Origin of the sequence: Nocardiopsis sp. NPDC050513 (assembly GCF_044457925.1) — a bacterium.
Classification (GTDB): Bacteria; Actinomycetota; Actinomycetes; order Streptosporangiales; family Streptosporangiaceae; genus Nocardiopsis.
This window is the reverse complement of record NZ_JBITHK010000008.1, coordinates 72,486-99,267: the sequence shown is the minus strand read 5'-3', so window position 1 is coordinate 99,267 and position 26,782 is coordinate 72,486. Positions and strand designations below refer to the sequence as shown.

24 protein-coding genes are annotated in these 26,782 nt (G+C 73.3%); 9 read left to right on the top strand and 15 right to left on the bottom strand.

Annotated features, from left to right (window positions below):
- Nucleotides 1-23 precede the first annotated feature (23 nt).
- The 4 genes from ACIBFB_RS16240 (at nucleotide 24) to ACIBFB_RS16225 (ending at nucleotide 4,636) form a co-directional block, all read left to right on the top strand.
- Nucleotides 24-2,114 carry a biotin carboxylase N-terminal domain-containing protein gene (locus ACIBFB_RS16240; protein WP_397230784.1) on the top strand — a complete coding sequence of 697 codons (2,091 nt, stop codon included), beginning with the start codon at nucleotides 24-26 and terminating at the stop codon, nucleotides 2,112-2,114.
- Nucleotides 2,111-3,283: an acyl-CoA dehydrogenase family protein gene (locus tag ACIBFB_RS16235; RefSeq protein ID WP_397230782.1), complete on the top strand. Its 1,173-nt coding sequence runs from the start codon at nucleotides 2,111-2,113 to the stop codon at nucleotides 3,281-3,283. Before ACIBFB_RS16240 ends, ACIBFB_RS16235 begins: the two co-directional genes overlap by 4 nt.
- A 68-nt stretch (nucleotides 3,284-3,351) precedes the next feature.
- The gene (locus ACIBFB_RS16230) at nucleotides 3,352-3,966 is read left to right on the top strand and encodes a TetR/AcrR family transcriptional regulator (RefSeq protein WP_397230779.1); all 615 of its coding nucleotides are present in this window, start codon (nucleotides 3,352-3,354) and stop codon (nucleotides 3,964-3,966) included.
- 106 nt (nucleotides 3,967-4,072) lie between these two features.
- Complete coding sequence (locus ACIBFB_RS16225; RefSeq protein WP_397230777.1) at nucleotides 4,073-4,636, top strand: hypothetical protein; 564 nt, start codon at nucleotides 4,073-4,075, stop codon at nucleotides 4,634-4,636.
- Nucleotides 4,637-4,733: 97 nt separating this feature from the next.
- Here ACIBFB_RS16225 and ACIBFB_RS16220 read toward each other — a convergent pair whose 3' ends face one another.
- Genes ACIBFB_RS16220 through ACIBFB_RS16205 form a run of 4 tightly spaced genes read right to left on the bottom strand, consistent with a single transcriptional unit; the run spans nucleotide 4,734 to nucleotide 8,970 of the window.
- Nucleotides 4,734-5,594, bottom strand: coding sequence for a class I SAM-dependent methyltransferase (locus tag ACIBFB_RS16220; protein WP_397230775.1), 861 nt, complete (start codon nucleotides 5,592-5,594; stop codon nucleotides 4,734-4,736).
- Entirely contained in the window at nucleotides 5,591-6,277 is a 687-nt protein-coding gene (locus ACIBFB_RS16215) for a TetR/AcrR family transcriptional regulator (RefSeq protein WP_397230773.1), read from the bottom strand. Before ACIBFB_RS16215 ends, ACIBFB_RS16220 begins: the two co-directional genes overlap by 4 nt.
- A gap of 45 nt (nucleotides 6,278-6,322) precedes the next feature.
- Nucleotides 6,323-7,636, bottom strand: a complete 1,314-nt coding sequence (locus ACIBFB_RS16210; RefSeq protein WP_397230771.1) for a GH1 family beta-glucosidase — start codon at nucleotides 7,634-7,636, stop codon at nucleotides 6,323-6,325.
- A gap of 29 nt (nucleotides 7,637-7,665) precedes the next feature.
- Complete coding sequence (locus ACIBFB_RS16205) at nucleotides 7,666-8,970, bottom strand: MFS transporter (protein ID WP_397230769.1); 1,305 nt, start codon at nucleotides 8,968-8,970, stop codon at nucleotides 7,666-7,668.
- Between the two features lie 259 nt (nucleotides 8,971-9,229).
- On the opposite strand from ACIBFB_RS16205, the gene ACIBFB_RS16200 reads away from it, so the two are divergent.
- Nucleotides 9,230-10,141: a glyoxalase gene (locus ACIBFB_RS16200; protein WP_397230767.1), complete on the top strand. Its 912-nt coding sequence runs from the start codon at nucleotides 9,230-9,232 to the stop codon at nucleotides 10,139-10,141.
- 52 nt (nucleotides 10,142-10,193) lie between these two features.
- Here the strand turns inward: ACIBFB_RS16200 and ACIBFB_RS16195 are convergent, their stop codons facing one another.
- From ACIBFB_RS16195 to map, 9 genes are all read right to left on the bottom strand, one after another.
- A complete protein-coding gene (locus ACIBFB_RS16195) occupies nucleotides 10,194-10,793 on the bottom strand; it encodes a PadR family transcriptional regulator (protein WP_397230765.1) in 600 nt (199 codons plus the stop codon).
- Between the two features lie 14 nt (nucleotides 10,794-10,807).
- On the bottom strand, nucleotides 10,808-12,778 hold the full coding sequence (locus tag ACIBFB_RS16190) for an acyl-CoA dehydrogenase (RefSeq protein WP_397230763.1): 1,971 nt from the start codon (nucleotides 12,776-12,778) through the stop codon (nucleotides 10,808-10,810).
- A gap of 140 nt (nucleotides 12,779-12,918) precedes the next feature.
- Nucleotides 12,919-13,188, bottom strand: a complete 270-nt coding sequence (locus ACIBFB_RS16185) for a helix-turn-helix domain-containing protein (protein WP_397230761.1) — start codon at nucleotides 13,186-13,188, stop codon at nucleotides 12,919-12,921.
- Between the two features lie 99 nt (nucleotides 13,189-13,287).
- Nucleotides 13,288-14,277, bottom strand: coding sequence for an LD-carboxypeptidase (locus ACIBFB_RS16180; protein ID WP_397230759.1), 990 nt, complete (start codon nucleotides 14,275-14,277; stop codon nucleotides 13,288-13,290).
- A gap of 86 nt (nucleotides 14,278-14,363) precedes the next feature.
- Nucleotides 14,364-15,737 (bottom strand): M20/M25/M40 family metallo-hydrolase, encoded by a 1,374-nt coding sequence (locus ACIBFB_RS16175; protein ID WP_397230757.1) that lies wholly within the window; start codon nucleotides 15,735-15,737, stop codon nucleotides 14,364-14,366.
- A gap of 137 nt (nucleotides 15,738-15,874) precedes the next feature.
- A complete protein-coding gene (locus ACIBFB_RS16170) occupies nucleotides 15,875-16,708 on the bottom strand; it encodes a M55 family metallopeptidase (protein ID WP_397230755.1) in 834 nt (277 codons plus the stop codon).
- Between the two features lie 191 nt (nucleotides 16,709-16,899).
- Nucleotides 16,900-17,151: a hypothetical protein gene (locus tag ACIBFB_RS16165; protein ID WP_397230753.1), complete on the bottom strand. Its 252-nt coding sequence runs from the start codon at nucleotides 17,149-17,151 to the stop codon at nucleotides 16,900-16,902.
- Nucleotides 17,152-17,549: 398 nt separating this feature from the next.
- Nucleotides 17,550-17,804 carry a hypothetical protein gene (locus ACIBFB_RS16160; RefSeq protein WP_397230751.1) on the bottom strand — a complete coding sequence of 85 codons (255 nt, stop codon included), beginning with the start codon at nucleotides 17,802-17,804 and terminating at the stop codon, nucleotides 17,550-17,552.
- A gap of 476 nt (nucleotides 17,805-18,280) precedes the next feature.
- Entirely contained in the window at nucleotides 18,281-19,132 is an 852-nt protein-coding gene (gene map / locus ACIBFB_RS16155; protein WP_397230749.1) for a type I methionyl aminopeptidase, read from the bottom strand.
- Between the two features lie 1,964 nt (nucleotides 19,133-21,096).
- Here map and ACIBFB_RS16150 point away from each other — a divergent pair.
- Entirely contained in the window at nucleotides 21,097-21,276 is a 180-nt protein-coding gene (locus ACIBFB_RS16150) for a hypothetical protein (protein WP_397231158.1), read from the top strand.
- A 141-nt stretch (nucleotides 21,277-21,417) separates the two neighbouring features.
- A complete protein-coding gene (npdG, locus tag ACIBFB_RS16145) occupies nucleotides 21,418-22,113 on the top strand; it encodes an NADPH-dependent F420 reductase (RefSeq protein WP_397230747.1) in 696 nt (231 codons plus the stop codon).
- Between the two features lie 109 nt (nucleotides 22,114-22,222).
- On the opposite strand, the gene ACIBFB_RS16140 is transcribed toward npdG, so the two are convergent.
- Together ACIBFB_RS16140 and panB are read right to left on the bottom strand one after the other, a co-directional pair.
- Nucleotides 22,223-23,263, bottom strand: coding sequence for an LLM class F420-dependent oxidoreductase (locus tag ACIBFB_RS16140; RefSeq protein WP_397230745.1), 1,041 nt, complete (start codon nucleotides 23,261-23,263; stop codon nucleotides 22,223-22,225).
- Nucleotides 23,264-23,460: 197 nt separating this feature from the next.
- Nucleotides 23,461-24,315, bottom strand: coding sequence for a 3-methyl-2-oxobutanoate hydroxymethyltransferase (gene panB, locus ACIBFB_RS16135; protein ID WP_397230743.1), 855 nt, complete (start codon nucleotides 24,313-24,315; stop codon nucleotides 23,461-23,463).
- Between the two features lie 268 nt (nucleotides 24,316-24,583).
- Here panB and ACIBFB_RS16130 point away from each other — a divergent pair, with 268 nt between their 5' ends.
- Both ACIBFB_RS16130 and ACIBFB_RS16125 read left to right on the top strand, forming a co-directional pair.
- Nucleotides 24,584-26,194 carry an MFS transporter gene (locus tag ACIBFB_RS16130; protein ID WP_397230741.1) on the top strand — a complete coding sequence of 537 codons (1,611 nt, stop codon included), beginning with the start codon at nucleotides 24,584-24,586 and terminating at the stop codon, nucleotides 26,192-26,194.
- 43 nt (nucleotides 26,195-26,237) lie between these two features.
- On the top strand, nucleotides 26,238-26,684 hold the full coding sequence (locus ACIBFB_RS16125; RefSeq protein WP_397230739.1) for an RrF2 family transcriptional regulator: 447 nt from the start codon (nucleotides 26,238-26,240) through the stop codon (nucleotides 26,682-26,684).
- The last annotated feature ends 98 nt before the right edge of the window (nucleotides 26,685-26,782 follow it).

The window sequence follows — 26,782 nt, the reverse complement described above, 5'->3', positions numbered from 1 at the left end:
GACGAGGAAAGGAGAGACCCGACGTGCACCGCCCCGAACCGCCGCCGTCCCCGGCCGTCCCCGCAGCTCCCGTGTCCACCCTCCTGGTCGCCAACCGCGGCGAGATCGCCCGCCGGGTTCTGCGCACCTGCCGCGCCCTCGGCATCGCCACCGTCGCCGTCCACGCCGACACTCCCGGGGAGGCCGCCGCCGCGTTCGTGGCCGAGGCCGACACCGCGGTCCGCCTGCCCGTCCCCGACGGCGCGGGACCGGCCGCCGCCTACCTCGACCCCGGCGCGCTGGTCGCCGCGGCGCTCACCGCCGGAGCCGACGCCGTCCACCCCGGGTACGGGTTCCTCTCCGAGAGCGCCGAGCTCGCCCGCGCCGTCGTCGGCGCGGGACTCACCTGGGTCGGCCCGCCGCCGGAGGCCATCGCCGCCATGGGCGCCAAGACCCGCGCCAAGGACATCGCGCGCGAGGCGGGGGTACCCGTCGCCGCCGCCCTGACCCCCGGCGACGTCACCGAGGACCACCTGCCTGTCCTGGTCAAGGCCGCCGCGGGGGGAGGCGGCCGCGGCATGCGCGTCGTCCGCGCCCTCGCCGACCTGCCCGTCGCCGCCGACTCCGCCCGCACCGAGGCCGCCGCCGCGTTCGGCGACCCGACCGTGTTCTGCGAGCCCTACGTCGACCGCGGCCGCCACGTCGAGGTGCAGATCCTCGCCGACACCCACGGAACCGTGTGGGCGCTGGGCGAACGCGACTGCTCGGTCCAGCGCCGCCACCAGAAGGTCATCGAGGAGGCTCCCGCCCCCGGTCTCCCCGACGACCTGCGCGCACGACTGCGCGAGGCCGCCCGCGCCATGGCACGCGCGATCGGCTACGTCGGTGCCGGAACCGCCGAGTTCCTCGTCCCCGTCAGCGACGGCGGGCCCGGCGACCCCGTCTTCCTGGAGATGAACACCCGCCTGCAGGTCGAACACCCCGTCACCGAGTGCGTGACCGGTCTCGACCTGGTCGAGTGGCAGATCCGCGTCGCCGAGGGCGCGTCCCTGCCCGACGCCGGGCCGCCCGCCCCGCGCGGCCACGCGATCGAGGCCCGCCTGTACGCCGAGGACCCGCGTCGGGACTGGCGGCCCCGGACCGGCACCCTGCGCGCCTTCGACGTGCCCGCCGCGACCGCCGCCTTCACCCCGCTCACCGCGCCCGGCGTGCGCATGGACAGCGGTGTCGAGCCCGGCGACACCGTCGGCGCCGACTTCGACCCCCTCCTCGCCAAGGTCGTCGCCTACGGCCGCGACCGCCGCGACGCCCTGCGCCGTCTGTCCGCGGCCCTGGCCACCGCCCGCGTGCACGGCGTGGGCACCAACCGCGACCTGCTCGTCCGCGCCCTGCGCCACCCCGTCTTCGCCGACGCCGACCACCCCGACCCCGCCCGCCGGGCCCGCCTCACCACCGCCTACCTGGACGGCGACCGCCTCACCGCGCTCGCCCAGCCGCTCGCCGACCCCGCCACCGCCCGCTTGGCCGCACTGGCCGCCAGCCTGTCCGCGGCCGAGGCCGCCCGCGCCGCGGCACCCGTACCCGCGGGCGTCCCCGCCAACTGGCGCAACGTCCCCCCCGCCCCCCACACCCGCCAGCACGTGCGCGCCGGGGAGGACGGGACCCCGATCACCACGTCCTACCGGACGGAGCGAGGCCGCTACGCGACCGGCGAGCCCGGCGTGCGCGTCCTGTCCGCCGCCGCTGACCTCGTGGTGCTGGAGGTCGACGGCCTGCGCCGACCGTTCGCCCTCCACCGGTTCGACGGGGACCCCGACGTGCACGTCGAGTCCCCCCTGGGGTCGGTCACCCTGACCCCCGTCGACCCCCTGCCCGAGCCCGAGGCCAGCGTCGACCCGGGCGCCCTTCCCGCGCCCATGCCGGGCACGGTCACCGCCGTGGACGTGGCCGTGGGGGAGAAGGTGCGGGCGGGCCAGACCCTCCTGCGCATGGAAGCGATGAAGATGGAGCACCGCGTCACCGCTCCCGCCGCCGGCGCCGTCCGGGAGCTCCCGGTCGCGACGGGACAGCGGGTGCCCGCCGGGGCGCCCCTCGCCGTACTCGACTACCTGGACCAGGAAGGGACGCACACGTGACCGTGGCCATGACCTTCGACGAACCCTCCGAACGCCGCGAACTGCGCGCCGCCGTCGCCGCGCTCGCCGGGAAGTACGGATCCGACTACTACAGATCCCGCGCCCGCGAGGGCGCCTACCTCACCGAACTCTGGGAGGAGGCGGGCGGCCTCGGCTACCTCGGCGTCAACATCCCCGAGCAGTACGGGGGCGGAGGCGGCGGCATCGGCGACCTCGCCGCCGTCCTGGAGGAGCTCAGCGCCGCCGGATGCCCCACGCTGATGATGGTGGTCTCCCCGGCCATCTGCGGCACGGTCCTGTCCCGCTTCGGCACCCCCGAGCAGCGCGACCGCTGGCTGCCGGGGCTGGCCACCGGCGAGAGGATCATGGCCTTCGCCATCACCGAACCCGACGCCGGGTCCAACTCCCACCGCATCGCCACCACCGCCCGCCGCGAGGGCGACGGATGGGTGCTCAACGGGCGCAAGACGTTCATCTCCGGCGTCGACGTGGCCGACGCGGTGCTGGTCGTCGGGCGGATCGAGGACGAGGCGACCGGCCGCCTGAGCGCGGCCCTGTTCGTCGTGCCCGCCGGCGCCCCGGGCCTGGAGGCCCGGCCCATCGAGATGGACCTGGTCAGCCCCGACCACCAGTTCCAGCTGTTCATGGACGACGTCCGGCTGCCCGGCGACGCCCTGGTCGGCGACCCCGAGGCGGGCCTGCTCCAGCTCTTCGCCGGACTCAACCCCGAGCGGATCATGGCGGCGTCGCTGGCCACCGGGAGCGCCCTGCACGCCCTGGGCAGGGCGGTCGCCTACGCCAAGGAGCGCACGGTCTGGCGGGACATGCCCATCGGCGCCCACCAGGGGCTGGCGCATCCGCTCGCGCAGGTCAAGATCGAGACGGAGCAGGCCCGGTTGATGACCCAGCACGCCGCGCTCCGCTACGATTCCGGCGACGACGCGGGGGCGGGCGAGGCGGCCAACATGGCCAAGTACGCCGCCGCCGAGGCGTGCGTGCGGTCGGTCGACCAGGCCGTCCAGACCCTCGGTGGGAACGGCCTGGCCAGCGAGTACGGCCTGGGCGGGGCCGTCCTCGCCGCGCGCCTGGCCCGGATCGCCCCGGTGAGCCGGGAGATGGTGCTCAACTACGTGGCCCAGCAGTCCCTCGGCCTGCCCAAGTCGTACTGACCGGACCGAGCGTGCGCGCCGTCCCCCGACCGGGGCGCGGCGCGCACACCGCAGTGGAGGGGCGCGACGTGGGCACCGATCTCGACCGGGAGCCGCGGCAGGAACGCAGCAGGGCCACCCGCGCCCGACTGCTGGACGCGGCCGTGCGCTGCCTGGCGGAGCGCGGCGTGGCGGGCGCGACGGTCGGCGCGGTCGCCGAGGCGGCCGGAGTGTCCCGAGGGGCCGCCCAGCACCACTTCCCCACCCGTGACGATCTCTTCCTGGCCGCACTGGACCGGATGGTCGACAGCCGCGGCGAGGAGCTGCGGAGCGGCGCCGTCCGCGTCCCCGACGGGCCGGGGCGCACGGAGGCGGTCGTCCAGATGGTGGTGGACGCCTTCAGCGGCGAGGACTTCCACGCCGCGCTCCAGCTGTGGACCGGGGCGGCCAGCGACCCCGCGCTGCGTGACCGCGTGATCCCGATGGAGGAACGCGTGGGGCGCCAGATCCACCGGGCGGCGGTCGAGCTCCTGGGGGCGGACGAGTCGGTGCCGGGGGTGCGGGAGGCCGTCCAGGCGACCCTGGACCTGGCGCGCGGGCTGGGTCTGGCCAACCTCCTCAGCGACGACAGCGCACGTCGGCGCGGGATCGTGCGCCAGTGGGCGCGGATGCTCGACCAGGCCCTGGGCCCGAGCCACGGGTGAGCACCCGGCTCCGCGCGACATGCGCGCGCTCACGGGTGTCTATGATCGGAATCGGTCGGGCTCGGCCCGGCTCTGGGACAGACGCGGACGAGACCGGACGGACGGTGTGACGGTGAGTGCGGAATCGGGCCGGGACCTGCCCGGCCTGGCCAGGCAGGCGGTGGACGCGTTCGCGGAGAGCTCGGCGCGGGGCAGGGACCGGGACGCCCTGATGGACACCGCGTTCGCCGCGCTCTTCGAGCTGTACCGGGCCACCACGGAGGCCGAACGCGGCTCCCCCGCGGGGCGCAACTTCAACGCGACCCTGGCCGAGCTGCTGGTCGCCGGGAACAACCCCGACCGGCTCAGCCTGTACGTCGTGCGCACCCAGACCGCCGCCGAGAACGGTCGGCACGAGGGGTACCGGCCCGCCTGCTGGCGGCGGTCGATGCTGCAGATGCTCGGCGACGAGTTCGTCCCGTGGGACCGGTTCCTGCGCCCCGTCGACCTGGAGGCGATCCCGCGCATCGACGACGCCCTGGTCGCGGTGGCGGCCGACGCCAGCTCGCTCAGCGGCGAGGAGGTGCCCGCCTGGGTGCCGGAGTCGCACTGGTGGTGGTGGGAACCGGCCCGCCAGGCCGACGGCGCCGCCGCGGACAGCGGACCGCTCGACGCCGTCGGGAGCGAGTAGACCCGGGCGCCGGACCGCCCGGCGAGGGACGCGGTCCGGCGCTCCTCCGGATCATCGACCGGAGGCGTCCCCCGCCGCGAGACCCGTCCCGACGCCCTCAGAACCGGTACCGCACGACCCAGGCGCCTCGTCGTGCCTGCCCCTTCCACCGGTTGAACAGCGCCGCCAACAACCGCACGGGCCACGACGTCTTGGCGACCTGGTCCCGCTCCTGCGTCCCGAACCTCTCCTCGACGAGGGTCAGCCTCGGGTCGACCCGCTCCATGTCGCGCGGGTCGTCGAACCCGAACCCCCTGGCGTCCCTCGGGATCCCCAGCGCCCGCATGAACCCCGACGCCCCGACCATCCGGGCGACGAACCGCGTGTAGGCGTTGGTCACCAGTTCCCCGTGGCGGAAGTGGCCGGTGAGGGCGGGGAACAACGCCCCGGCCTGCGCGGGGCTGAGGAAACCGACCAATCCGTCGGCCACGACAATGGTCGGCCGGTCGGCGGGAATCCCGTCGAGCCACCCGTGCCGGGTGAGGTCGGCGGAGACCAGATGCGCACGGCCCCGGCCCTCGTCGGGCAGCAGGTCGCGCCGCACCTCCACGACGCCGGGGAAGTCGACGTCGTACCAGTCCACCCCCGGCCCCGGCTGGACGCGGTACCGGCGCGTCTCCAGTCCGCATCCCAGTTCGACGACCACGGCGTCCGGGTGCTCGGCGACGAACTCCCGCACCGCGCGGTCGATGATCACACTGCGGATCGCGACCGCCATGGCGACGGTGCCGCCGATCCGCACGCGCTCGCGGTCGTACTCGACGCGCTCCAGGACCTGCGCGGCCAGTGTGTCCCCCAGGAACGGCACCGCACGGCGGGCGTCCTGGGCCCGACCGATCAGCGTGACCAGCAACGTGCGCTCCACAGGGGAGAGGTGGTCCAGGGTGCGGCGCCCCGTGGGCGCTCCAGCGTCGTTCACGACCGCTCCTCCTCGGTGGCCGACCCGTCGTCGTACGCGTCCAGCGCCTCGCGAATGGCGGTCCCGGTCTCCGAACCGACGAACTCGCCCATCGCCCCGTAGACGTCGAGCATCGCTCGCCCGACCCGCGTCGGATCCCGTCCCTCGAAGGGATCCGACCCCATGCGCCGGGCGAGGTGGTCGTGCATGACGAGGGTTCCGCCGTGCATCGCCGCCATCACCGCCGCCGCGTCGCGTGCTCGCCGCGACCCCGGCGGGAACCGGTCGGGCCAGGTCCGGCCGAGGAACTCCTCCGCGCCGTCCATCAGTTGGTCCACCACGGCGACCATGGCGGGTTCGCCCTCGGCGATGGCACGCGCCAGGTAGCGGGCCACCAGCGGGGTCGCGTTGAGCAGCGCGGCCATGACGCCGGGGTCGCCGAGCGTCCCCTCGGCCGAACTCCGGGTCACCTCGCGCCGGAAGAGCCCGACGACCGCCTCGTCGCACGCCGCTCGCAGCCCCGCCTTGGTGCCGAAGTGGTGCTGCACCAGCCCGGTGGACACCCCGGCCGCATCGGCGATGCCCTTCATCGTCGCGCCCCTGGTCCCGTGCTCGGCGAACTGCGCGAGCGCGGCGTCCCTGATGCGGGCCCTGGCCGTCAGGTCGTCGGAGGGGCGGTCGTCCGCCCCGAAGATCGTTCCCATGCGACCAGACTATACGAACATATTGGAAACCGCACGAAAATATTGTCAGCGTCGTTCGGCGATGAGATCGCGGTACCAGTCGAACGAGTCCTTGGGCAGGCGCCGCTGGGTCGCGTGGTCCACGTGGACGAGTCCGAACCGCTGGTGGTAGCCCTCCGCCCACTCGAAGTTGTCCGTCAGCGTCCATACGAAGTACCCGCGCACGTCGGCGCCGCGCTCCCGGGCCCGGTCCACCGCGGCGATGTGGTCGCGCAGGTAGGCGATCCGCTCGGGGTCGGGCACCCGCCCGTCGGGCGTGACGGCGTCGGTCTGGGAACACCCGTTCTCCGTGACGTACAGCGGCGGGAGCTCGGCCCCGTAGCGCTCGCCCAGAAGGTCGATCAGCCGCTCCAGCCCCTCCGGCACCACCGGCCAGCCGAACGCGGTCGTCGGCACCCCCGTGATCTCGGCGAGGTCGAACGGCAGCCCCGCCCCCTCGGCGGGCGCGGCCACCAGGGTCGGGTTGTAGTAGTTCACGCCGAGCCCGTCCACGCTGCCCGCGATCAGGTCCAGGTCCCCGTCGCGCACGCCCGGGACCCCGCGTGCCCCGAAGGCCGACAGGTCCGGGTAGCCACCGGTGAGTACGGGGTCGGTGAACAGCCGGTTGTGCAGGGCGTCGTAGGCCTCGGCCGCCGCCGCGTCCCCGTCGCCCTTGGGGCTGACGGGGGAGTAGTTGTTGGTGAGCAGGACCTCCAGACCACGCGACCGCAGCTCCCGCGCCGCCAGCCCGTGCGCCAGCAGCTGGTGGTGCGCGACCTTCAGCACGCCCGGCACGTCCAGGGTCCTGCCCGGGGCGTGGATCCCGAACGCGTGCCCGTAGGCCGTGTGCACGACCGGCTCGTTCAGCGTGATCCAGCGTCGCACGCGGTCGCCCAGCGCGTCGGCGGTGACGGCGGCGTACGCGGCGAACGCCTCGGCGGTGTCGCGGGACGACCACCCGCCCGCCTCGTCCAGCTCCACCGGCAGGTCCCAGTGGAACAGCGTCGGCACCGGCTCGATCCCCCGCTCCAGCAGGGCGTCCGCCAGCCGGTCGTAGAAGGCCAGGCCGTGCTTGTTCGCCGGGCCCCGGCCGTGGGGGACCACGCGCGGCCACGAGACCGAGAACCGGTACGCGGTCACCCCCAGGCGCCCCAGCAGCTCGACGTCCTCGGCCCACCGGTGGTAGTGGTCGCACGCGACCTCGGGGCCGTGGCCGTCGCGGACGGCGCCGGGGCGCAGGTGGAAGGCGTCCCAGATCGACGGGGTGCGCCCGTCCTCCGTCAGGGCGCCCTCGACCTGGAGCGCGGCGGAGGCGACCCCCCACAGGAACGGTGACGGCACGGTGGTGTCCTCTCGGGTCTGGGGCCGCGTCACGCGACCCCTCGGATCTTCCAGACGAGTGCGGCGCCCAGCACGGTGAGCACGCCGCACACGGTGTACAGCACCGGGTAGCCGCCCAGGTGCACGACGATCGGACCCGCCAGCGCGGGTGCGATCACCTGGGGGCCGGCGCTGGCGATGTTGACGATGCCCAGGTCCTTGGCCCGCCCGTCGGCGCTCGGCAGGACCTGGGTGACCAGGGCGTTGTCCACGGCCAGGAACACCCCGAACCCCACCCCCAGCACCACGGCGCCCGCCAGGCTCATCGACCATGTGGGGAACGCGGCGAGGAGGAAGGCGGGCACCGCCATCACGCCGCCGGACAGCGCGACCATGCCCCTGCGGCGGCCGATCCGGTCCGAGACCAGTCCCGCCAGCACGGTCGTGGCCACGACGGCCACGGTGTACACGACGATCAGCGTCAGCAGCCCGTCGGCCGCCGAGGAACCGGGGAAGAGCTCCTCGTAGCCCACGCCGTCGCGCAGGAAGTACAGCAGGTAGAGCGTGAACAGGGCGTTTCCGGTCTGCATGAGGAACCGGGTCAGCCAGGCCCAGCCGAAGTCGGGGTGACGGCGCGGCGAGACCCACATGCCCCGGACGAGGTCGCCCCACGGCGGGCGGGCCGAGCGCGGGAGCGGGGGGTCGGGGGCCAGGAGGGCGAAGGGCAGGGCGCAGACCAGCAGGAGCACGCCGATCAGGGTGTAGCCGGGCGCGGTGCCGCTGACCGCCGTGGTCACCAGCAGCACCGCCACGACCACGCCGACGGACTGGGGGATGCCGATCCAGCCCGAGACCGCGCCGCGCTGGCGCACGGGCACGTGGTCGGGGACGGCGGCGAGCAGGGTCGCGTTCAGGCACGCGAGCGCTCCCTGGACGAAGGACCAGCCGACGAGCACGCCCGTCGTCGTCTCCCGCAGTCCGAGCACGGCCAGCCCGACCGCGCCGAGCACCGCGCCCGCGAGGACCCATGGCCGGCGCCGCCCGAAGCGCCCGGTGGTGCGGTCCGACAGCGCCCCGGCCAGCGGGGTCGCGGCCATGGCGACGGCCGCGCCGACCCCGGTCACCCAGGCGAGCGCGGCCTCCTTGGCATCGGGGGCGATGAGGCCGATCTGTTCGGGGAGCAGGACCTGGAGCGGGCCGAAGAAACCCATCCACATGCCGAGGTTGGCCAGGCAGATCCCCGCGACCCAGGGGGCGCGGACCGGCCGTACGGGCTCGGCCAGTGCGGCGGGGACGGGGGAGCGACCGCCGGGCGGAGGGTCGGGGGAGGGGGATCGCGCGGGGGGTGTGCGCACGGACGACCTACCTAACGTGAATTTCCCTCATGTTAGGTAGGTCACGCCGCGAACGGAAGGGTCTCGCGCGAGCGGGTCCGCGGGGGTCGGCCCCGTGCCGCATGGCCGTCGTGGAGGCGGCGGGCGGTTCCCGGGCGACTCCGTGGTCCGCGTGCTGCGCGGGGACGTGCGGGCCGCCCATTGGTCAAGTTTGACTAGTGGCCGTGGAGGGGCCTACGCTCGCCAAGTAGTCAAACTTGATCAGTTGGGGGTTCGGGCCATGGCTGGACGCGGCGGTGCGACGGGGATCGATCCTGTGACGGTGTCGGGCGCGGAGAGGGAGGGCGCGCCCAGTCGGACGCCCTCCGAGGCGGGCGCGACGACATCCGGAGCCGAGCGGAAGGACGGCCCCGACCAGCGGTCGCTCGGCGTGCGCGCCAACGAGGCGGTCGTCCCGGTGCTGCACTGCGCCGACCCGGAGGCGACGATCGAACTCTTCCGCGCGATCGGCTTCGAGGTCACCTACGACCAGCGCCGGCCCTACCTCTACCTGGCGTTCCGATGGAGCGGCTTCGACCTGCACTTCGGCCGCCCGCCGAAGGGCCTCGACCCCGCGATCGAGCACACCGGCGGGTGCCTGGTCATGGTCGACGACGTCGCCGCCTACCACGCCGCCGTCACCCAGGGCATGCGCCGGACCTACGGCAAGGTCCTCGGACGCGGCCTTCCCCGCGTCACCCGGTACCGGCCCGGCGCGAGCCGCTTCACCCTCATGGACCCCTCGGGCAACTCCATCATCTTCATCCAGCGCGACGAACCGGAAGAGCTGGAGTACGGCGGCTCCAAGGACCTGCCGCCGTTCGCGCGGGCCCTCGACGGCGCCCGGATCCTGCGCGACTTCAAGACCGACGACCTGGCGGCTTCGCGGCAGATCAGGTCCGCACTGCGCAGGCGCGGGAACCAGGCCACCGACGTGGAGCGCGCCACGGCCCTGGCGATGCTGGTCGAGCTGTCCACCGCACTGGGCGAGCACGAGGACACGGCCGACTGGCTCGGCCAGTTGCGCGGGATCGCCCTCACCCAGGAGGAGCGGCAGGTGGTCGAGGTCGAGTTGCGCAATGCGGATGACCTGCGTCTGTGGCTGGACGAGGAGCCGGGCGGGCCGGACAGCGGAACGGTCGACCGCCCCTGAGCCCCCGGTCTCGGCGCCGAAGCCCGTCCCCGCCCCTGCTCCGGCCGATCGGCTACGCGTCCCCGGCCAGCAGCCCCTCGAACGGCGCGCCGTCCTCGCCCGCGAAGGCGTGCGCGCCGTCCTCGATCCGCCGGATCAGCGCGCGGGTCCACGCTGCGTCGGACTCCGCCGTGTGCGTCCACAGGTCCAGGATCTCCCCGATGTGGTCGTCCCCCGCGGGCCCCCGCTCCGGGTCGTAGTGGTCGAGGACGCCTCCCCGCCACGACTCCAGGCCGGTGACGCGCTGGCGCAGCAGCCCGAGCACCTCCTCACGCGGCAGGTCCACCATGAACCCGAGCGCCGCCGACAGCACGTCCAGCCGTTCGTCGTGGCTGGACAGCGCCGCGCGCAACAGGGACAGGTACTCGTCCGTGCCGCGCGCGGTGATCTCGTACTCCGTGCGCGGCGGCCCGCCGGCGGTGGACGGCGCGACCTCGTGCGCCACCAGCAGCCCCTGCCGCGCCAGCTGCTTGAGCGCGTGGTAGACCGACCCGGGCTTGGCCGTCGACCACTCGTGCGCGCCCCAGTGCTCCAGGTCGGCGCGCACCTGGTAGCCGTGCGCACGGCCGTGCAGCCGGACCGCGCCCAACACCAGCAGCCTGATCGCCGACACGCTCCCGCCCCCCTTCAGCCCCGGCCCGGCACGGGGTCGCCCTGGCGGGCGTGCTCGGCGCCCAGGGCGATCGGCGCTCCCAGCCACTCGTCGCGCAGACCGAAGGCGCCCACCAGCGTCACCGCGTAGGGGCGCAGTCCCCGGCACAGGTCGTTGACCGCCTGGCTGACCGCCTTGGCCCGGTTCGTGGACAGGCGCTCGTGTTCGAGGAACCAGGCGCGCTCCTCCTCGACGACCGACAGCACGTACAGGTCGCACACCCGGTTGAGCAGCTTGGCGGTCGCCTGGTCGCCGCAGCGGTCGATCCCCGCCACGAACGCCTCCAGCACCACGCGGTCCATGTGCGCCCACCCCGCGGCCAGGACGTGGTCCTGGGCCCGGTTGAACACCTCGAAGGCGTCGCCGCCGTCCCGCCGCGCCCTGCGCAGCCGCCGCGCCAACCCCTCGATCACGTGCTTCTCCCGGTCCTCCAGCAGCTCCAGCTGCCAGCCCCGGTTGTACAGGTCGGCCTCCTCGCCGCGCCCGGGGGCGGCAGCGATCAACCGGTCGATCAGCGGCTTGGCCGCCGTGCGCTCGATGACGCCCTCGAACACCCGTCCCGCCATGAACCGGACGAGCCCCAACTGGTCGAGGTCGCCGAAGGACTCCCGGAAGTTGGTCAGCAGACCCTTGGTGAGCTGCTGGAGCAGGACCGTGTTGTCGCCCTCGAACGTGGTGAAGATGTCGGAGTCGGCCTTGAGCTGGGGGATGCGGTTCTCCGCCAGGTATCCGGCGCCGCCGCACGCCTCCCGGCAGGTCTGGATGGTGCGGGTCGCGTGCCAGGTGGCCACCGCCTTGAGCCCGGCGGCCCGCGACTCCAGCTCCCGCTGGGCGTGCTCGTCGCGGTCGGCGGCGCGGGACAGCTCGTGCAGGCGGGTGACCAGCTCCTCCTGGGCGAAGTGCAGCGCGTAGGTGCGCGCCAGCGCGGGCAGGAGCTTGCGCTGGTGGGCGAGGTAGTCCAGGACGCGGACCTCGCGCTCGGGCTCGCCGTCGGCCGCGGGCCGGGTGAACTGGCGGCGGGTGTCGGCGTAGCGCGTGGCGATGGCCAGCGCCGCCTTGGTCGCCGAGCCCGCGCCCCCGGCCACGCTGATGCGGCCCCGGACGAGCGTGCCGAGCATGGTGAAGAAGCGCCGGTTCTCGTTGTCGATGGGGCTGGTGTACGTGCCGTCGGCGGCGACGTCCCCGTACCGGTTGAGCAGGTGGGTGCGCGGCACCCGCACCTGGTCGAACCACAGGCGGCCGTTGTCGACGCCGTTGAGTCCGGCCTTGGCGCCGCAGTCCTCGATCCGGACGCCCGGCGCGGGCGAGCCGTCCTCGCCGCGGATCGGCACCATGAGGGCGTGCACGCCGTGCTCCGCGCCGCCGGTGCGCAGTTGGGCGAAGACCACGGCCATGCGGCCGTCGCGGGCGGCGTTGCCGATGTAGTCCTTGCGCGCCGACTCGTCGGGGGTGTGGACCACGAACTCCTCGGTCGCGGGGTCGTAGACGGCCGTGGTGCGCAGGTGCTGCACGTCGGAGCCGTGGCCGGTCTCGGTCATCGCGAAGCAGCCGGGCAGGTCGACGCTCATCACGGCGGGCAGGTACTCGGCGTGGTGGCGCTCGGTGCCCAGCGCGCGGATCGCGCCGCCGAACAGGCCCCACTGCACGCCCACCTTCACCATGAGGGACATGTCGGCGACGAGCATCTCGAAGGCGACGACCGAGGCGCCGATGTCGTCGCTGCCGCCGACCGCCTCGGGGAACCCGTAGGCCGGGACCTCGGTCTTGGCGAGTGCTCTGAGCTGGGTGAGCACACGGGCGCGGTGGTCGTCCACGGACAGGCCGCGGACGGGGGCGAACTCCTCGCCCTGGAGGAGGTCGCGGGCGCGTTCGCGGACCCTCGCCCAGCGCCCGTCCAGGAGGCCGCGCAGTTCGGCCTCGTCGACGCGCAGTGTCCGGTCGCTCATGGTCTCCCCCTGGTGGTCCTCGACGGCGCGGCCACTTTCGTACCACTGCCGGACACGGGCGTGCCGGGAACACGCCGTGGCCACGGGTGTGGCGGCTCCCACGGTACGGGCGCGGCGTGCGCGCGTGCGCCGAGGGGTGGTCAGACGGCGGCGGCGGTCCGCGGGACCGCCTCGTGCACCCGGCGCAGGAGGTCGTCCAGGGACAGGTCGAGCGCCGTGCCGACGGCGGCCACGGTGAAGAAGGCGGGGGTGGGGATGCGGCCGCCCTCGATCTTGCGCAGGGTCTCCACCGAGATCCCGGCCTGACGCGCGACGTCGACCATCGTCCGGTCGCCTCGGGCGCTCCGCAGCAGGGACCCGAGCAGGCGGCCCCGCTCGATCTGGTCGGCGCTCAGCGGTTCACGAACCATGTCCGGAGTCTAGCTCCCCGGGGCGGTGTGCTCGCGGTCTGAGGAACGCCGGGGCACGCCGACCGGCCCGTCCGGGGGACGGTGGACGCCCCGGGCCCGTCACTCCAACCCGGGGACGGCCAGCTCCAGACTGCCGTCCTCGGCGTCGATCCACGCGGGCACCCCGAGCGGGACGGTCAGCTGGGCCGCGCAGTGCCCGAACTCCAGCCCCCACAGCACCGGCACCCCCAGCGGCGAGAGCCGGTCGCGCATCAGGTCGGCGATCACCCCCAGGTCCGGCGGGCAGTCCGTCCACGTCCCCAGCGCCACTCCGGCCACGCCGTCCATCCACCCGGTGCGCAGCAGGTGGGTGAGCATCCGGTCGATCCGCGCCACGTCCTCTCCGACGTCCTCCAGCAGCAGGATCCCCCCGTCCGCCGACAGCCTGCTGTGCGGCGTGGCCAGCCCGTCGTTGAGCAGGCTCAGGTTCCCGCCGAAGGTCACCCCCCGCGCCCGTCCCGGCACCAGCGCGTGCGCCCCCGGTGACGTCAGCACCGTCCGCTGCTCCGGCGCGAACAGGGTCGTGCGCAGCTCGTGCTGGGCGACCTGGTCGCCCACGAAGTACCGCGTCCCCACCACGGGGCCGTGCACCGTGGCCACGCCCAGCTCCACAGCGAGGGCCTCGTGCAGCGCGGTGATGTCGCTGAACCCGACCAGGGCCTTGGGGCGGGCGCGGCGCATCGCGTCGAAGTCGAGCAGGTCCAGGGTGCGGTGCGCGCCGTCGCCGCCGCGCACGCAGAACACCGCCGCCACGTCCGGGTCGCACCAGGCCTGCTGGAGGTCGGCGGCCCGGGCGGCGTCCGATCCGGCGAGGTAGGGCAGCCGGGGGTGCCGCTCGCGCACGTGCGCGCCGAACTCCACCCGCAGCCCCCAACTCCGCACGACCTCCGCCGCGGCCGCCAACCGGGCGGGCGGAACCGGGCTGCACGGCGCCACCAGGCGGACCCGGTCCCCCTCGCGCAGCCGAGGCGGCCGGACCAGCTCCCGCACGCCCCGGGGGCTCCGCACGGTCTCGGTCACGGCTTCCCGGCTCCCGCGCACCTCGGTCATCGTCTTCCCCACCCGTCACCGTCCATGGTCGTCGCCGTCTCCGGTGGGACGCGCTCCCTTCACGCCCCGTTCCGGGGCGCGGTCCCTCAGGACCGCAGGAACGCGTCCAGCACGCGCACCCCGGATCTCAGCCCCTCCAGAGGAACCCTCTCGTCCACTCCGTGCAGGAGACCCGGGTAGTCCATCCCCTCCGGAAGCCGCATGGGCGAGAACCCGTAGCAGTCGATGCCCAGCCGGGCGAACACCTTGGCGTCCGTGCCGCCGGCCATGCAGACCGGGACCACGTGCGCGTCGGGGTCGTGCGCCACCAGCGCGGACCGCATCGCCGCCAGGGCCGCGGTGCCCAGGGGAGCGTCCACCGGGGGAGAGGCGTGGTCGTACGCCCAGTCCACGCGGTCACCGGTGAGCGCGTCCATCGTGCGGGCGAACTCCTCCTCGGCCCCCGGCAGGACCCGTCCGTCCACCCCGCCGATCGCCTCGCCCGGCACGACGTTGACCTTGTACCCGGCCGACAGCGTGGTGGGCGTCGCCGAGTTGCGCACCGTCGGCGCCACGAGCGGGGCGGCCGCCCCGAACCGGGCCACGAGGGCGTCGACCGCCTCATTGGTGTCGGTGTCCCCCGGCACGCGCTCGACCTCCAGGGCGGCGGCGATCGCGTCGATCGCGGCGCGGGTCACCGGTGTCAGGTGGAGGGGCCAGCGGTGGGCGTCGATCCGGGCCATCGCGGCGGCCAGGGCGCCGACGGCGTTGTCCCCGGGCGGCCGGGAACCGTGTCCGGCCGTGCCGTGGGCGCGCAGGCTGAGCCAGGCGCTCCCGCGCTCGGCCGCGGCGACCGGGTAGAGCCGCACCGGACGACCCGTGGCGGTGCGGGCGTGGACCGTGTGGCCCCCGCGCTCGCCGACCGCGACCCGGCAGCCCTCGAACAGGTGCGCGTGCTCGCGCACCAGCCAGTCGGCGCCGAAGGCGGCGCTGTCCTCCTCGTCGGCGACCAGGGCCAGCACGATGTCGCGTCTGGGGCGCAGGCCGCCGCGTGCCCAGTGGCGGACGACGGCCGCGGCCATGGCGACGGTGTTCTTCATGTCCACCGTCCCGCGCCCCCACAGCGACGGGGCGCCGGTGACCGGGCAGTCGGCGATCTCGCCCCCGAAGGGCGGGACGGACCAGTCCTCGGCCCGGGCGGGGACGACGTCCAGGTGGGCGTGGACGAGCAGGGCCGGGGCGTCGGGGTCGGTTCCGGGAACGCGCGCGACGACGTTGGACCGCCGGCGCGCGGGTTCCAGGAGCTGCGGCGTCAGCCCGGCGTCGGCCAACGCCTCGGCGACGAACTCGGCGGCGGCCCGTTCGTCGCCCTCCCCGCCGCCGAGGTTGGTGGAGTCCCTGCGGACGAGTTCGCGGGCCAGGTGGACGGCGTCGTCCCCCGCGGTGGTGAGGTCGTTCGTCGCGTCGGAAGGGTCGCCCACGGGTGCGGTCTCGCTCTCGACTGGAGTCGTTGGGGCCCGGTGATACGGGTGTGGCCACGGTGACCCGCGCCACGGTCTCACCGTACACAGCCGCACCGGTCAGCCGCCCAGAAGACGCCCTGGGACGGTCCGGTCCGTCATCCGTAGTCCTCCTCCATCGCCCGCGCGGCGAGGGTGGTCACCGCCTTGAAGCAGCGGATCATCTCGTAGGCGCTCGGCGAGGTGTAGCGGACCCGGAGCACGCCCGTACGCGTCACTCCCGGGACGACGTCGGCGGCCTGCGCCAGGTGGGCCGCGTCGAACTCCACCTCGACGGCGTGCGTCCGGGGTTCCTCGGGGTCGAGCCCTCCGGCGAGCAGCATGGCGGCCTGGGCCCCGGCACGGATCTCCCCGGCCGTGCGCGCCGGGGGGAGGCAGCGCGCGGCGTAGCGGCTCACGTGCTCCTTGACCGCGACCGTGCGGGCGAACGGCGCGTAGGTCGCCGCGTCCTCGCACGCGCGGTCGTCACCGGTGACGAGGATGACCGGGACGCCGTACTCGGCGGCGACGGCCGCGTTGAGCCGCCCCTCGCTGGCGGGCTCGCCGTCCAGCCAGACCCCGGTGACCGCGTTGGGCAGGTAGGTGTGCGCGAGCACCCCGTCGTCCCCTGCGCCGCAGTGGTAGCCGAGGAAGACCACGCCGTCGCAGTCGCCGTGCTGGATCCCCTCGATCATCGACAGGTCCTTGTGGCGGCCGGTGATCATGCTGGCGCGTTCGTCCAGGCGCTCCAGGAGGAGGTTGCGCATCGTGGCGTGGGCCTCGTTGACCACGACCTCGCTCGCTCCGCCGGCGAACAGGCCCGCGACCGCGGCGTTGACGTCACCGGTGAACATCGCCCTGCAGCGCTGCCACTGCTCCGTTCCGGGCTCGACGTCGGCGGGCCAGGTGACGCCGGTGGCGCCCTCCATGTCGGCGGAGACGAGGATTCTCATGCGGCGACCCTAACCGCCCGGACGAGGGTTATCCACGGGGCGGTCCGGACCGAGGCCGCGCACACGGAAGTGCCCTCCGCACCCGGGTCTCGGGTGTGGAGGGCGCGACCTGTGGTGCCGGGGAGCTCGGGACTCCCCGACACCAGGCTCACGATCCGGACGAAGGCGTCCGGTGCTCGCCGTCCGTCCGACTAGTCGAACCAGGGACGGTCGAAGCCACGGTCACAGCCACGCTTGCCGTGGAAGCCGCCACCGAAGCCGAAGCCGAAGTGGTCGCGGTCGAACGCCGCGGAGCAGATGCTCTGCGAACCGGCGCCGAACGGGCCGGCGAAGGTGGCGTTGGCCTCGTAGAAGCTGTCGGCGAAGGCGGCGGCCGGCAGGCCGAGGGCCAGCGCCGGGGCGGCGACGACGGTGAGCAGAACTCGCGAGATGGACTTCGTCATGGGATCTCCCCCCTGTGTGTGGACCGGTGCATTCGCTCCGGTCCCTTCCGACCGTTCCGCCGTGGTCCGGGTTGACGGAGGCTTCTGAGCCCCCGTACTGGTCTCCGTGGCCCCGGGACGGTCCGGCCGGTCCACTCTGTTGAGCGGCACGTTTATGAGGATGCGCAGATTGTGGCCGAATATGCGCGCTTTGTAACCGGATTGACGAAGTGTGCGGTGAGAAGGGGTGATTTGGGGCCTGAAGTGTCGGTCGGGTGACAGCTCGACGGCTGTTTCCGGGGGCGGTGGAAGGGGTGGTCCACCGGGATGCCGGACGCACGAAAGGTGCCGGGGAGACCGTGCTCCCCGGCACCAGGCTCGCGATCCGGATGGCGTCCGGTGCTCGCCGCTGTCGTGATCTACCAGATCCAGGGGCCTCGGTGATCGTCACAGCCGCCGCGGCCGAAGCCGCCGAAACCGAAGCCGCCGAAGCCGCCGAAACCGAAGCCGTCGTTGAACGCGGCCGAACAGACGTGCGTCGAGCCGGCGCCCTTGGGGCCCGCGAAGGTCGAGTCCGCTTCGTAGAAGCTGTCCGCGAGAGCGGCGCTCGACAGACCCAGCACCAGGGTCGGCGCGGCGACGGCGGTGATCAGGACTCGCGAGATGGTCTTCATCTGGGATCTCCTCCCTGTGTGTGGACCGGTGCCTTCGCGCCGGTCGCTCCCGCTCGTTCGAGCGGCACGCCTATGAGGATGCGCCAATCGTGTCCCGATATGCGCGCTTTGTCACCGAATTGACCAAGTATGTGGTGGTATGGGTGGATTTGGAGTCTGAATTGTCGGAAGAGTGACAGCTCGACGCCGTTCCCGGGAATGCGGACCGGGGATCCGCGGCGCCCCGGACACGACGGCGCCCCGGGGCTCGGGGCACCCGGGGCACTCGTCGGACCGAGGCGCGTCCTCGGAAACCCGCCGTGGTCCGGGGGTACGTTCGGGGGCCTGTGCCGAGCGGTCGGCACGCCGCGACGGCCGTGCTGGGCGGCGCACGGTCGGGGGCGGGCGTGTGTGCGGGGCGTCGAGGGCCCTTCGGCGGGTCGGGGCCGACGCGGTGACCCTGCCGACGGCCCTCGCGCCGCCCTCCCGCGCACCGTCTAGGGAAGGGTGAGGATCTCCACGCCGGAGTCGGTGATGACGAGCGTGTGCTCGAACTGGGCCGTCCACGACCGGTCGGCCGTCACGGCGGTCCACCCGTCGTCCCACATGTCGTACTCGACCCCGCCCAGCGTGATCATGGGCTCGATGGTGAACGTCATGCCCGGCACCATGACGGTGTCCGCGCGCGGGTCGTCGTAGTGCGGGATCACCAGGCCCGAGTGGAACTCCGGGCCCACCCCGTGACCGGTGAAGTCGCGGACCACGCCGTACCCGAAGCGCCGGGCGTAGGACTCGATGACCCGGCCGATGACGTTGATCCGGCGGCCCGGACGGCACGCCTTGATCGCGCGCATCGTCGCCTCGTGGGTCCGCTCGACCAGCAGCCGGTTCTCCTCGGCCGCGTCTCCCGCCAGGAACGTGGCGTTGGTGTCGCCGTGCACGCCGTCCTTGTAGGCGGTGATGTCGATGTTGACGATGTCGCCGTCCGAGATCACGGTGTCGTCGGGGATGCCGTGGCAGATGACCTCGTTGAGCGAGGAGCACAGGGACTTCGGGTAGCCCTTGTAACCGAGAGTGCTGGGGTAGGCGCCGTGGTCGAGCAGGAACTCGTGACCGATCCGGTCGAGCTCGTCCGTGGTCACCCCCGGCTGCACGTGCTTGCCGACCTCCTGGAGCGCCTGGGCGGCGATCCGTCCGGCCTCGCGCATCCGCTCGATGGTCTCGGGCGTCTGCACGTCCCCCAGAACACCCTCGACCGGGTGCTTCCGTCCGACGTACTCCGGCCGGACGATGTGGGAGGGAACCGAACGTTGTGGCGAGATGCGCCCAGGAACCAGCGGAGTAGTCATGGGCACAGATTGTAGTTCGTGCCTACCACCGTCCGAGTTCGGCGATCGAGCGGCTGGGCAGGGCGGGGAGGGTTGGCGGCGGGCCCCCTGTGGTGAGGTGGGCGGGAGGGTTGGCGACGGTGCTGTACCGGGAGGGTTCCCGGGGGACCCCCTGGGGTGCTGTACCGGGAGGGTTTTCGGCGGGCCCCCTGGGGTGCTGTACCGGGAGGGTTTTCGGGCCGACCCCCCTGTGGTTGAGCATCCGCGACGGTGACCCTCGAACCCCCCTGTGGCGAGGTGCGCGGGGGACGCTCTGCCCAACCCCCCTGGGGCTGAGCAGGGCAGGGATGCTTTGCCCAACCCCCCTGTGGCTGGGCGGGCGGGGAGGGTGTAGACCCCCTTTCCGGTGACGGGCGTGCGGACCGGTGTGGGGCTTGGGGCGGGTGTTTGCTGGACCGTCCACCCCCCGCTCCTGGGGCCGGGGGTGTCATCACTTCGGAATCACGTTCCCACGTGGTGGCCGCCTTCTGCATATCTGTGGACGGCCTGGGGTGACCGTAGGTGAGGGACCTCGCCCTCCGGAACGAATTCGCTGCGCGAACACGCCCTCCGGACGAGCCACACCCCCACCGGTGACCGGGGAGCCAGAACACCACACCCAACCCCCTGTGGACCCGAGAACCGGACAACCCAACCCCCCTTCAGTGACCGGGGCGGTCGTGCACTCCCCAACCCCCTGGGTCGAGCAAGGTGGGAGAGTTTGCGGCCAACCCCCTTCAGTGGCCGGTGTGGGACGCGCGTGGCTGGAGACGCATGGAGCACGCCTTTCCTCGGCTGGCCCCCGGCAAGGTCTCTCGACGGGGGGCCGTGCGGCTCGGGGATTGGACGGAAACCCCGACCGCCCCGGGCCACCGAGAGCCCGCCCGGGGCCTTGTGTCGCGGGGGTCGGGGGTGACCGTCCCTGGTCGGCCAACCACAGGGGGTCGGACAGAGCGCGTGCCCGCCCAGGGTCACTGAAGGGGGGTTGGGTCGACTGGTTCTCGGGTCCATAGGGGGTTGGGTGTGGTGTTTTACTGCCCCGGTCACCGGTGGGGGTGTGGCTCGTCCGGAGGGCGTGTTCGCGCAGCGAATTCGTTCCGGAGGGCGAGGTCCCTCACCTACCGTCACCCCGGACGGTCCACAGATATGCAGAAGGCGGCCACCACGTGGGAACGTGATTCCGAAGTGATGACACCCCCGACCCCAGGAGCGGGGGGTGGACGGTCCAGCAAACACCCGCCCCAAGCCCCACACCGGTCCGCACACCCGTCACCGGAAAGGGGGTCTACACCCTCCCCGCCCGCCCAACCACAGGGGGGTTGGGCAAAGCATCCCTGCCCTGCTCAGCCCCAGGGGGGTTGGGCAGAGCGTCCCCCGCGCGCCTGGCCACAGGGGGTTCGAGGGTCACCGTCGCGGATGCTCAACCACAGGGGGTCGGCCCGCCAATCCTCCCGGTACAGCACCCCAGGGGGCCCGCCGCCAACCCTCCCGGTACAGCACCCCAGGGGGTCCCCCGGGAACCCTCCCGGTACAGCACCGTCGCCAACCCTCCCGCCCACCTCACCCCAGGGGGCCCGCCGCCAACCCTCCCGCCCACCTCACCACAGGGGGCCCGCCGCCAACCCTCCCGCCCACCTCACCACAGGGGGCCCGCCGCTATCCCTCCCGCCCACCTCACCACAGGGGATCCGCCGAAAACCCTCCCCTCCCGTCCTCGCCGCCTCGGTCACCGAAAGGGGTTCGGGTCCAAGCGGGATGCCGGGCACACCCCTGGAGTGGGTAGGACCCGGGTACGCCCGCGTGAGCGGCTCGTGCCGTCCCGCGATCTCCAGGACCGTTCGGGAGATCTCCGGACCAGGAGTCCGGAATCGTGGGTTCGGCCGACAGCGGCCCATCACCATGGGAACGGCAGGTGCGGGGCACAGACCGACGGGAGGCGGGTGACGGTGAGCAAGGTGCACACGGGTGACTGGTGGTACTGCCTGAAGCACATGCGCGTCGAACAGGGGGCGGGCTGCCCCAACCGGGAGCGCATGGGGCCCTACGAGGACGAGACCACGGCGGCACGGGCGCTCGCCATCGCGGCCGAGCGCAACGAGGAATGGGAGGACGAGGAGGACCGCTGAGACGGCGGGGCCGTGTGTGCCCGGCCACGGCCTCCTCTGGCAGGATCGGCGCGTGACCCCGCCGCTCGCGGCGGGGGGCGTCGCGGCGCGGGCCGCGGCGTCCCAGGCCCGACACCGACCGCCCCGTCCGGGAGGAAACCCATGACCGAACCGACCACGCCGGAGGGCGCCGACATCGCGGACAGGACGGTCGCCGTCCTCGGCGGCACGGGTGACCAGGGGCGGGGGCTGGCCCGACGGTTCGCCCTGGCCGGGCACACCGTCGTCATCGGCTCCCGCAGCGCCGAGCGGGCCGCGACCGCCGCCGCCGAGCTCGTCGCGGCGGAGAAGACCGAGATCGACGTCCGCGGGCTGTCCAACGCCGAGGCCGCGGCGACCGGTGACATCGTCATCGTCGCCGTGCCCTGGGAGGGGCACCGCGAACTGCTGGTCGGACTGGCGGACGTCCTGGCGGGCAAGATCGTCGTGGACTGCGTGAACCCGCTCGGTTTCGACAAGCGCGGTCCCTACGCGCTGGAGGTCCGCGAGGGCAGCGCGGCCCAGCAGGCCGCCGACGTGCTGCCGGACAGCCGGGTCACCGCCGCCTTCCACCACGTGTCCGCCGTCGTCCTGCTCGACCCGGACGTGGACACCGTCGACCTGGACGTGCTGGTGCTGGGCGAGGACCGCTCGGCCACCGACGAGGTGCGCGCCCTGGCCGAGCGGATTCCCGGTGTGCGCGGGGTGTTCGGCGGCAGGCTGCGCAACGCCCACCAGGTCGAGGCGCTCACGGCCAACCTCATCGCGGTCAACCGCCGCTACCGGACCCACGCGGGCATCCGGATCACGGGGCTCTGAGGGCCGACCGCGGGGGCGTCCGGTCGGAGCGGACCGGCCGCCCACGCGGTCGGGGGCTCGTCCGATCACGGCCGCGTGCGCGCGGGGCGCGCGGCGGCCCGTCGGCGGGTCAGGACACCCAGCCCTTGACCTTCTCGATGAGCGCCGCCGGGTTCTCGCCGACCGGGGTCACGTTGAGCTGGGTCACGCCCGCCTCCCGGAACGCCTCCACGCGCTCGCGCACATAGGACTCGGGCCCGACCATGTTGGTCAGCTCGACGAACTCGTCCGGCACCGCCGCGGCCGCCTCGTCCTTGCGCCCGTCCAGGTACAGGTCCTGGATCGTCTCAGCGGCCTCCTCGTACCCGTACCGGCGCGCGAGGGTGTTGTAGAAGTTCCTCCCCCGCGCGCCCATGCCGCCCACGTACAGCGCGATCATCGGGCGCACGTGGTCGAGCAGCCGCTTGGTGTCCTCGCCCTCGCCGATGGCCAGCAGGCCTCCGGCCGCGATCTCCAGATCGCCCAGGGCGGGATCGCGCCTGGCCCTCCCCTTCGCGACGGCCTCCCCCCACACGTCCCCGGCCTTCTCCGGGACGAACAGGTGGGGCAGCCAGCCGTTGGCGATCTCCGCGGTCATCTGGACGTTCTTCTCACCCAACGCCGCGACGTAGACGGGGATGTCGGGGCGCACGGGGTGGTTGATGATCTTGAGGGGTTTGCCGAGCCCGGTGCCCTCGGCCGGAGGGAGCGGGAGCTGGAAGACGGACCCGTCATGGGTGAGGCGCTCCTCGCGCGCCCAGATCTTGCGGCAGATCTCGATCGTCTCGCGGGTGCGCGCCAACGGCTTGGTGTAGGCGACTCCGTGCCACCCCTCGATCACCTGGGGGCCGCTCGCGCCCAGGCCGAGGATGGCGCGGCCGCCGGAGAGGTCGTCCAGCCCGGCGGCGGTCATCGCCACCAGGCTCGGCGTGCGGGTGTACAGCGGGAGGATCGCCGACCCGATCGCGACCGTCTCGGTGCGGGCGGCGATGTAGCCCATGAGGGTGGGGCTGTCGAACCCGTAGGCCTCGGCCACCCACACGGTGTCCAGACCGGCCTTTTCCAGTTCGACCACCTGCTCCACGGCGGCCTTGGGCTCGCCCGCGTACTGGAGCGGCATCGAAACGCGCATCTGTCCTCCCCGGAGGGCCGGCCCCCGGCCCGTGTCGGTGCTGGGTACGCAGCGACTGTACTACCGAGTACCGTTCGGAAAGTAGCCTGGCTCACACTCCGGAAGCGGGCACGGGGAGGCGCCGGACACGGATCCGCCGGTCGGAGCGGACGCCCCGACCGGCGGATCCGGTCGACCGGAGCCGGTTCCGGCTCCGGTCAGCTGGCGTAGGAGTGGCGCTCCTCGGGGAAGGCGCCGCCCACGACCTCGTCGGCGAAGCCGGAGGCCGCCTCACGCAGGGTCTCGGCGAGGTTGGCGTAGGTCTTGACGAACTTGGCCACCTTCGGGCTGAGCCCGGCCATGTCCTGCCACACCAGCACCTGGGCGTCCGTGGACGGGCCCGCGCCGATGCCGATGGTCGGGATGCTCAACTGCTCGGTGATCTGGGCGGCCAGGTCGGAGGGCACGCACTCCAGCACGACGGAGAACGCGCCCGCCCGCTCCAGCTCCTTGGCGTCCTTGAGCAGCGTGGCGGCGGACTCGCCGCGCCCCTGGACCCGGTACCCGCCGAGGGTGTTCACGGACTGGGGGGTCAGGCCGATGTGCCCCATGACCGGGATCCCGGCCGAGACCAGCAGCTCGACCTGGTGGGCCACCGCGTGGCCGCCCTCCAGTTTCACCGCCTGGGCGCGGCCCTCCTTCATGAAGCGGGTCGCCGCCTCCAGGGCCTGCTGGGGCGAGCCCTGGTAGGCGCCGAACGGCAGGTCGGCCACGACGAGGGCCCGCTGGGTGGAGCGGGACACCGCCGCGGTCAGCGGCACCAGCTCGTCCATGGTCACCGGCACCGTGGTGTCGTAGCCGTAGACGACGTTGGCGGCCGAGTCGCCGACGAGCAGGACGGGGATGCCCGCCTCGTCGAAGATCCGGGAGGTGAGAGCGTCGTAGGCGGTCAGCATCGGCCAGCGCTCGCCGCGCTTCTTGGCCGCGGCCAGGTCGCGGACGGTGACGCGCCGACTGGTGACCCCGCCGTACAGGGTCTTCCCGTCGGAGGGGGGCTGGGTCGAGATGGTCATGATGTGTCTTCCTCCGTGGTCTCGAAGCACCGTGTGGTGTCCCCGGACGTGTGGATGAGATCGTCCCGCGCGGACGCGGGGAGGCCCTGGGGGCCGGTGGGTCCCAGGAGGACCCTACGTGTGCGGAACGGGGAGCCGCACCACTGTTCGGTGGGCGACCGGTCCCGCACGCCAGCATCATCGCATGCCGCCGATTCGCCGCATTCCTTGGGATACAACCGGATCAGGACATGGGATCATTCCGTGAAACTCTGGGTGGAGGTGGGACGTGGACGACCTGACCGCGTACCGGCGTCGGTGGGGTGCCCTCGCGGTGCTCGTCATCTGCCTGCTGGTGATCGTCGCCGACAACACGATCCTCAACGTCGCGTTGCGGACGCTGTCGGACCCCGAGACCGGGGTGGGCGCGAGCCAGGCGGAACTGGCGTGGGCGATCAACTCCTACACGCTGGTCTTCGCCGGTCTGCTGTTCACCTTCGGGGTGCTGGGCGACCGCTGGGGGCGCCGGCGCCTCCTGGTGTGCGGCCTCGTGGTGTTCGGTGCGGCGTCGGTCGGCTCGGCCTACTCGGCCTCGCCCGAACAGCTCATCCTGGCCCGGGCGGCGATGGGGTTGGGCGCGTCCATGGTGATGCCGCAGACGCTGTCGGTCATCACCCATGTGTTCCCGCCCGAGCAGCGCGGACGCGCGATCGGGATCTGGGCGGGTTCGGTGGGCCTGGCCCTGGCGATCGGACCGACGGCGGGCGGACTGCTCCTGGTGAACTTCTGGTGGGGGTCGATCTTCCTCATCAACGTGCCGTTCGTCCTGCTGGGGCTGGCCCTGGTGTTCTTCCTCATCCCGGAGTCGCGCGACCCGGACCCCGGGCGGCCGGACGTGGTGGGCGTGGTGCTGTCCGTGCCGGGCCTGGTGCTGTTCATCTACGGCATCATCACCGCGGGCGAGCGGGCGTCGCTGGCCGACTGGGACGTGTACGGCGCGCTCGTCGCGGGCGCGGTCCTGGTCGCGGCCTTCCTCGTGCACGAGTCGCGCACCCCCGACCCCTCGCTGGACGTGCGGTTCTTCCGCGAGCCCCGGTTCAGCGTCGCGATCGCCGTCATCATGGTGCTGTTCTTCAGCATGGCGGGGATCATCTTCTTCCTCAGCTTCTACTGGCAGAGCGTGCGCGAGTTCACGCCGTTCGTCGCCGGGATGCTGGTGCTGCCCTCCGCCGTGGGCCAGATGATCATGGCGCCGCTGAGCCCGACGCTCGTACGGAGGGTGGGCCCGCGCTGGGTCGCCGCGGTCGGCGTCCTGGTGGCGTGCGGGAGCTTCCTGTTCTTCAGCCGGCTCACCGAGGACACGCCGGTCCCTCTCATCCTCGTGGTCTTCTTCCTCCAGGCGGCGGCGATGGCGAGCGTGCTGACCCCGGCCACCGACGCGATCATGTCCGCCGTCCCGCCGGGCAAGGCCGGCGCCGCCTCGGCGGTGCAGAACACGGTGCGCCAGGTCGCGACGGCGATGGGGGTCGCGGTCCTGGGCGCGGTGATCTCCACGCGCTACCGCGCGGAGATCTCCCCGGCGCTCGACGCGTTCGCGGCGGGCGAGGGGGCCGCCCGCACCAGCCCCGAGGACCTGCACGCGGCGGGGGAGTCGATCGAGGGCACCCTCGCGGTCGCCCGGCACATCGGAGAGCCGGGCCGCGCACTCGTGGACCCGGCCAAGGAGGCGTTCATGTCCGGGCTGCACCTGGCCGCCCTCATCTCACTGGCGATCGGACTGCTCGGACTGGTCGTCGTGCTCATCTGGATGCCGCGTGAGGCCGGTCGCCACCAGCCCGCCGAGGGGCAGGGGCGGTCGGAGGTGGGCGCGGACGGGCGCGGGGAGGAGAGCCCCGGCTGACGCGGCGTGGGCGCCGGGAGCCGGCCGCGGCTACCGTGGAACCATGCGCCTGACCGCCTTCACCGACGTCTCCCTGCGACTCGTCATGCGGCTCGCGGTGGCTGAGGAGGGCGAACTCCTGACCACCAGGACCGTCGCGGGGATGCTCGCCGTGCCCTACACCCACATGGCCAAAGCCGTGGCCCGCCTGTCCGAGGCCGGGATCGTGGAGGCGCGTCGGGGCCGGGGCGGCGGCCTGCTGCTCACCGACCGCGGAAGACGTGCGTCGGTGGGCGAGATCGTCCGGGATCTGGAGGGAGACGGGGACCTCGCGGGCTGTGAGGACGATCCTCCCTGTCCCCTGAGAGCCGCCTGCCGGCTGCGCGTGGCCCTGCGCGAGGCGCGCGAGGCCTTCTACGCGTCTCTGGACGGCGTGACCGTGCAGTCCCTCGTGACGCAGCCGGCCCAGGACGTCCTGGTCCTGTTGGCTTCTCCGCGCACCCCCCGCTGAGCTGCCGCTTCCCGTGTTCGCGGGCCCCGGTGAGGGGTGTCCCCGGAGCGATTTTAATATGCATCTCAGATGCTAATTTTCTGTGTCCGGGCACCGTG

Bases quoted from the DNA above. Each gene is read 5' to 3' on its own strand.
- ACIBFB_RS16215 (WP_397230773.1), bottom strand. From the start codon at position 6,277: ATGGGAACGATCTTCGGGGCGGACGACCGCCCCTCCGACGACCTGACG.
- ACIBFB_RS16200 (WP_397230767.1), top strand. From the start codon at position 9,230: ATGGCTGGACGCGGCGGTGCGACGGGGATCGATCCTGTGACGGTGTCG.
- ACIBFB_RS16190 (WP_397230763.1), bottom strand. From the start codon at position 12,778: ATGAGCGACCGGACACTGCGCGTCGACGAGGCCGAACTGCGCGGCCTC.
- ACIBFB_RS16185 (WP_397230761.1), bottom strand. From the start codon at position 13,188: ATGGTTCGTGAACCGCTGAGCGCCGACCAGATCGAGCGGGGCCGCCTG.
- ACIBFB_RS16180 (WP_397230759.1), bottom strand. From the start codon at position 14,277: ATGACCGAGGTGCGCGGGAGCCGGGAAGCCGTGACCGAGACCGTGCGG.
- ACIBFB_RS16170 (WP_397230755.1), bottom strand. From the start codon at position 16,708: ATGAGAATCCTCGTCTCCGCCGACATGGAGGGCGCCACCGGCGTCACC.
- ACIBFB_RS16165 (WP_397230753.1), bottom strand. From the start codon at position 17,151: ATGACGAAGTCCATCTCGCGAGTTCTGCTCACCGTCGTCGCCGCCCCG.
- ACIBFB_RS16160 (WP_397230751.1), bottom strand. From the start codon at position 17,804: ATGAAGACCATCTCGCGAGTCCTGATCACCGCCGTCGCCGCGCCGACC.
- map (WP_397230749.1), bottom strand. From the start codon at position 19,132: ATGACTACTCCGCTGGTTCCTGGGCGCATCTCGCCACAACGTTCGGTT.
- npdG (WP_397230747.1), top strand. From the start codon at position 21,418: ATGACCGAACCGACCACGCCGGAGGGCGCCGACATCGCGGACAGGACG.
- ACIBFB_RS16140 (WP_397230745.1), bottom strand. From the start codon at position 23,263: ATGCGCGTTTCGATGCCGCTCCAGTACGCGGGCGAGCCCAAGGCCGCC.
- panB (WP_397230743.1), bottom strand. From the start codon at position 24,315: ATGACCATCTCGACCCAGCCCCCCTCCGACGGGAAGACCCTGTACGGC.
- ACIBFB_RS16125 (WP_397230739.1), top strand. From the start codon at position 26,238: ATGCGCCTGACCGCCTTCACCGACGTCTCCCTGCGACTCGTCATGCGG.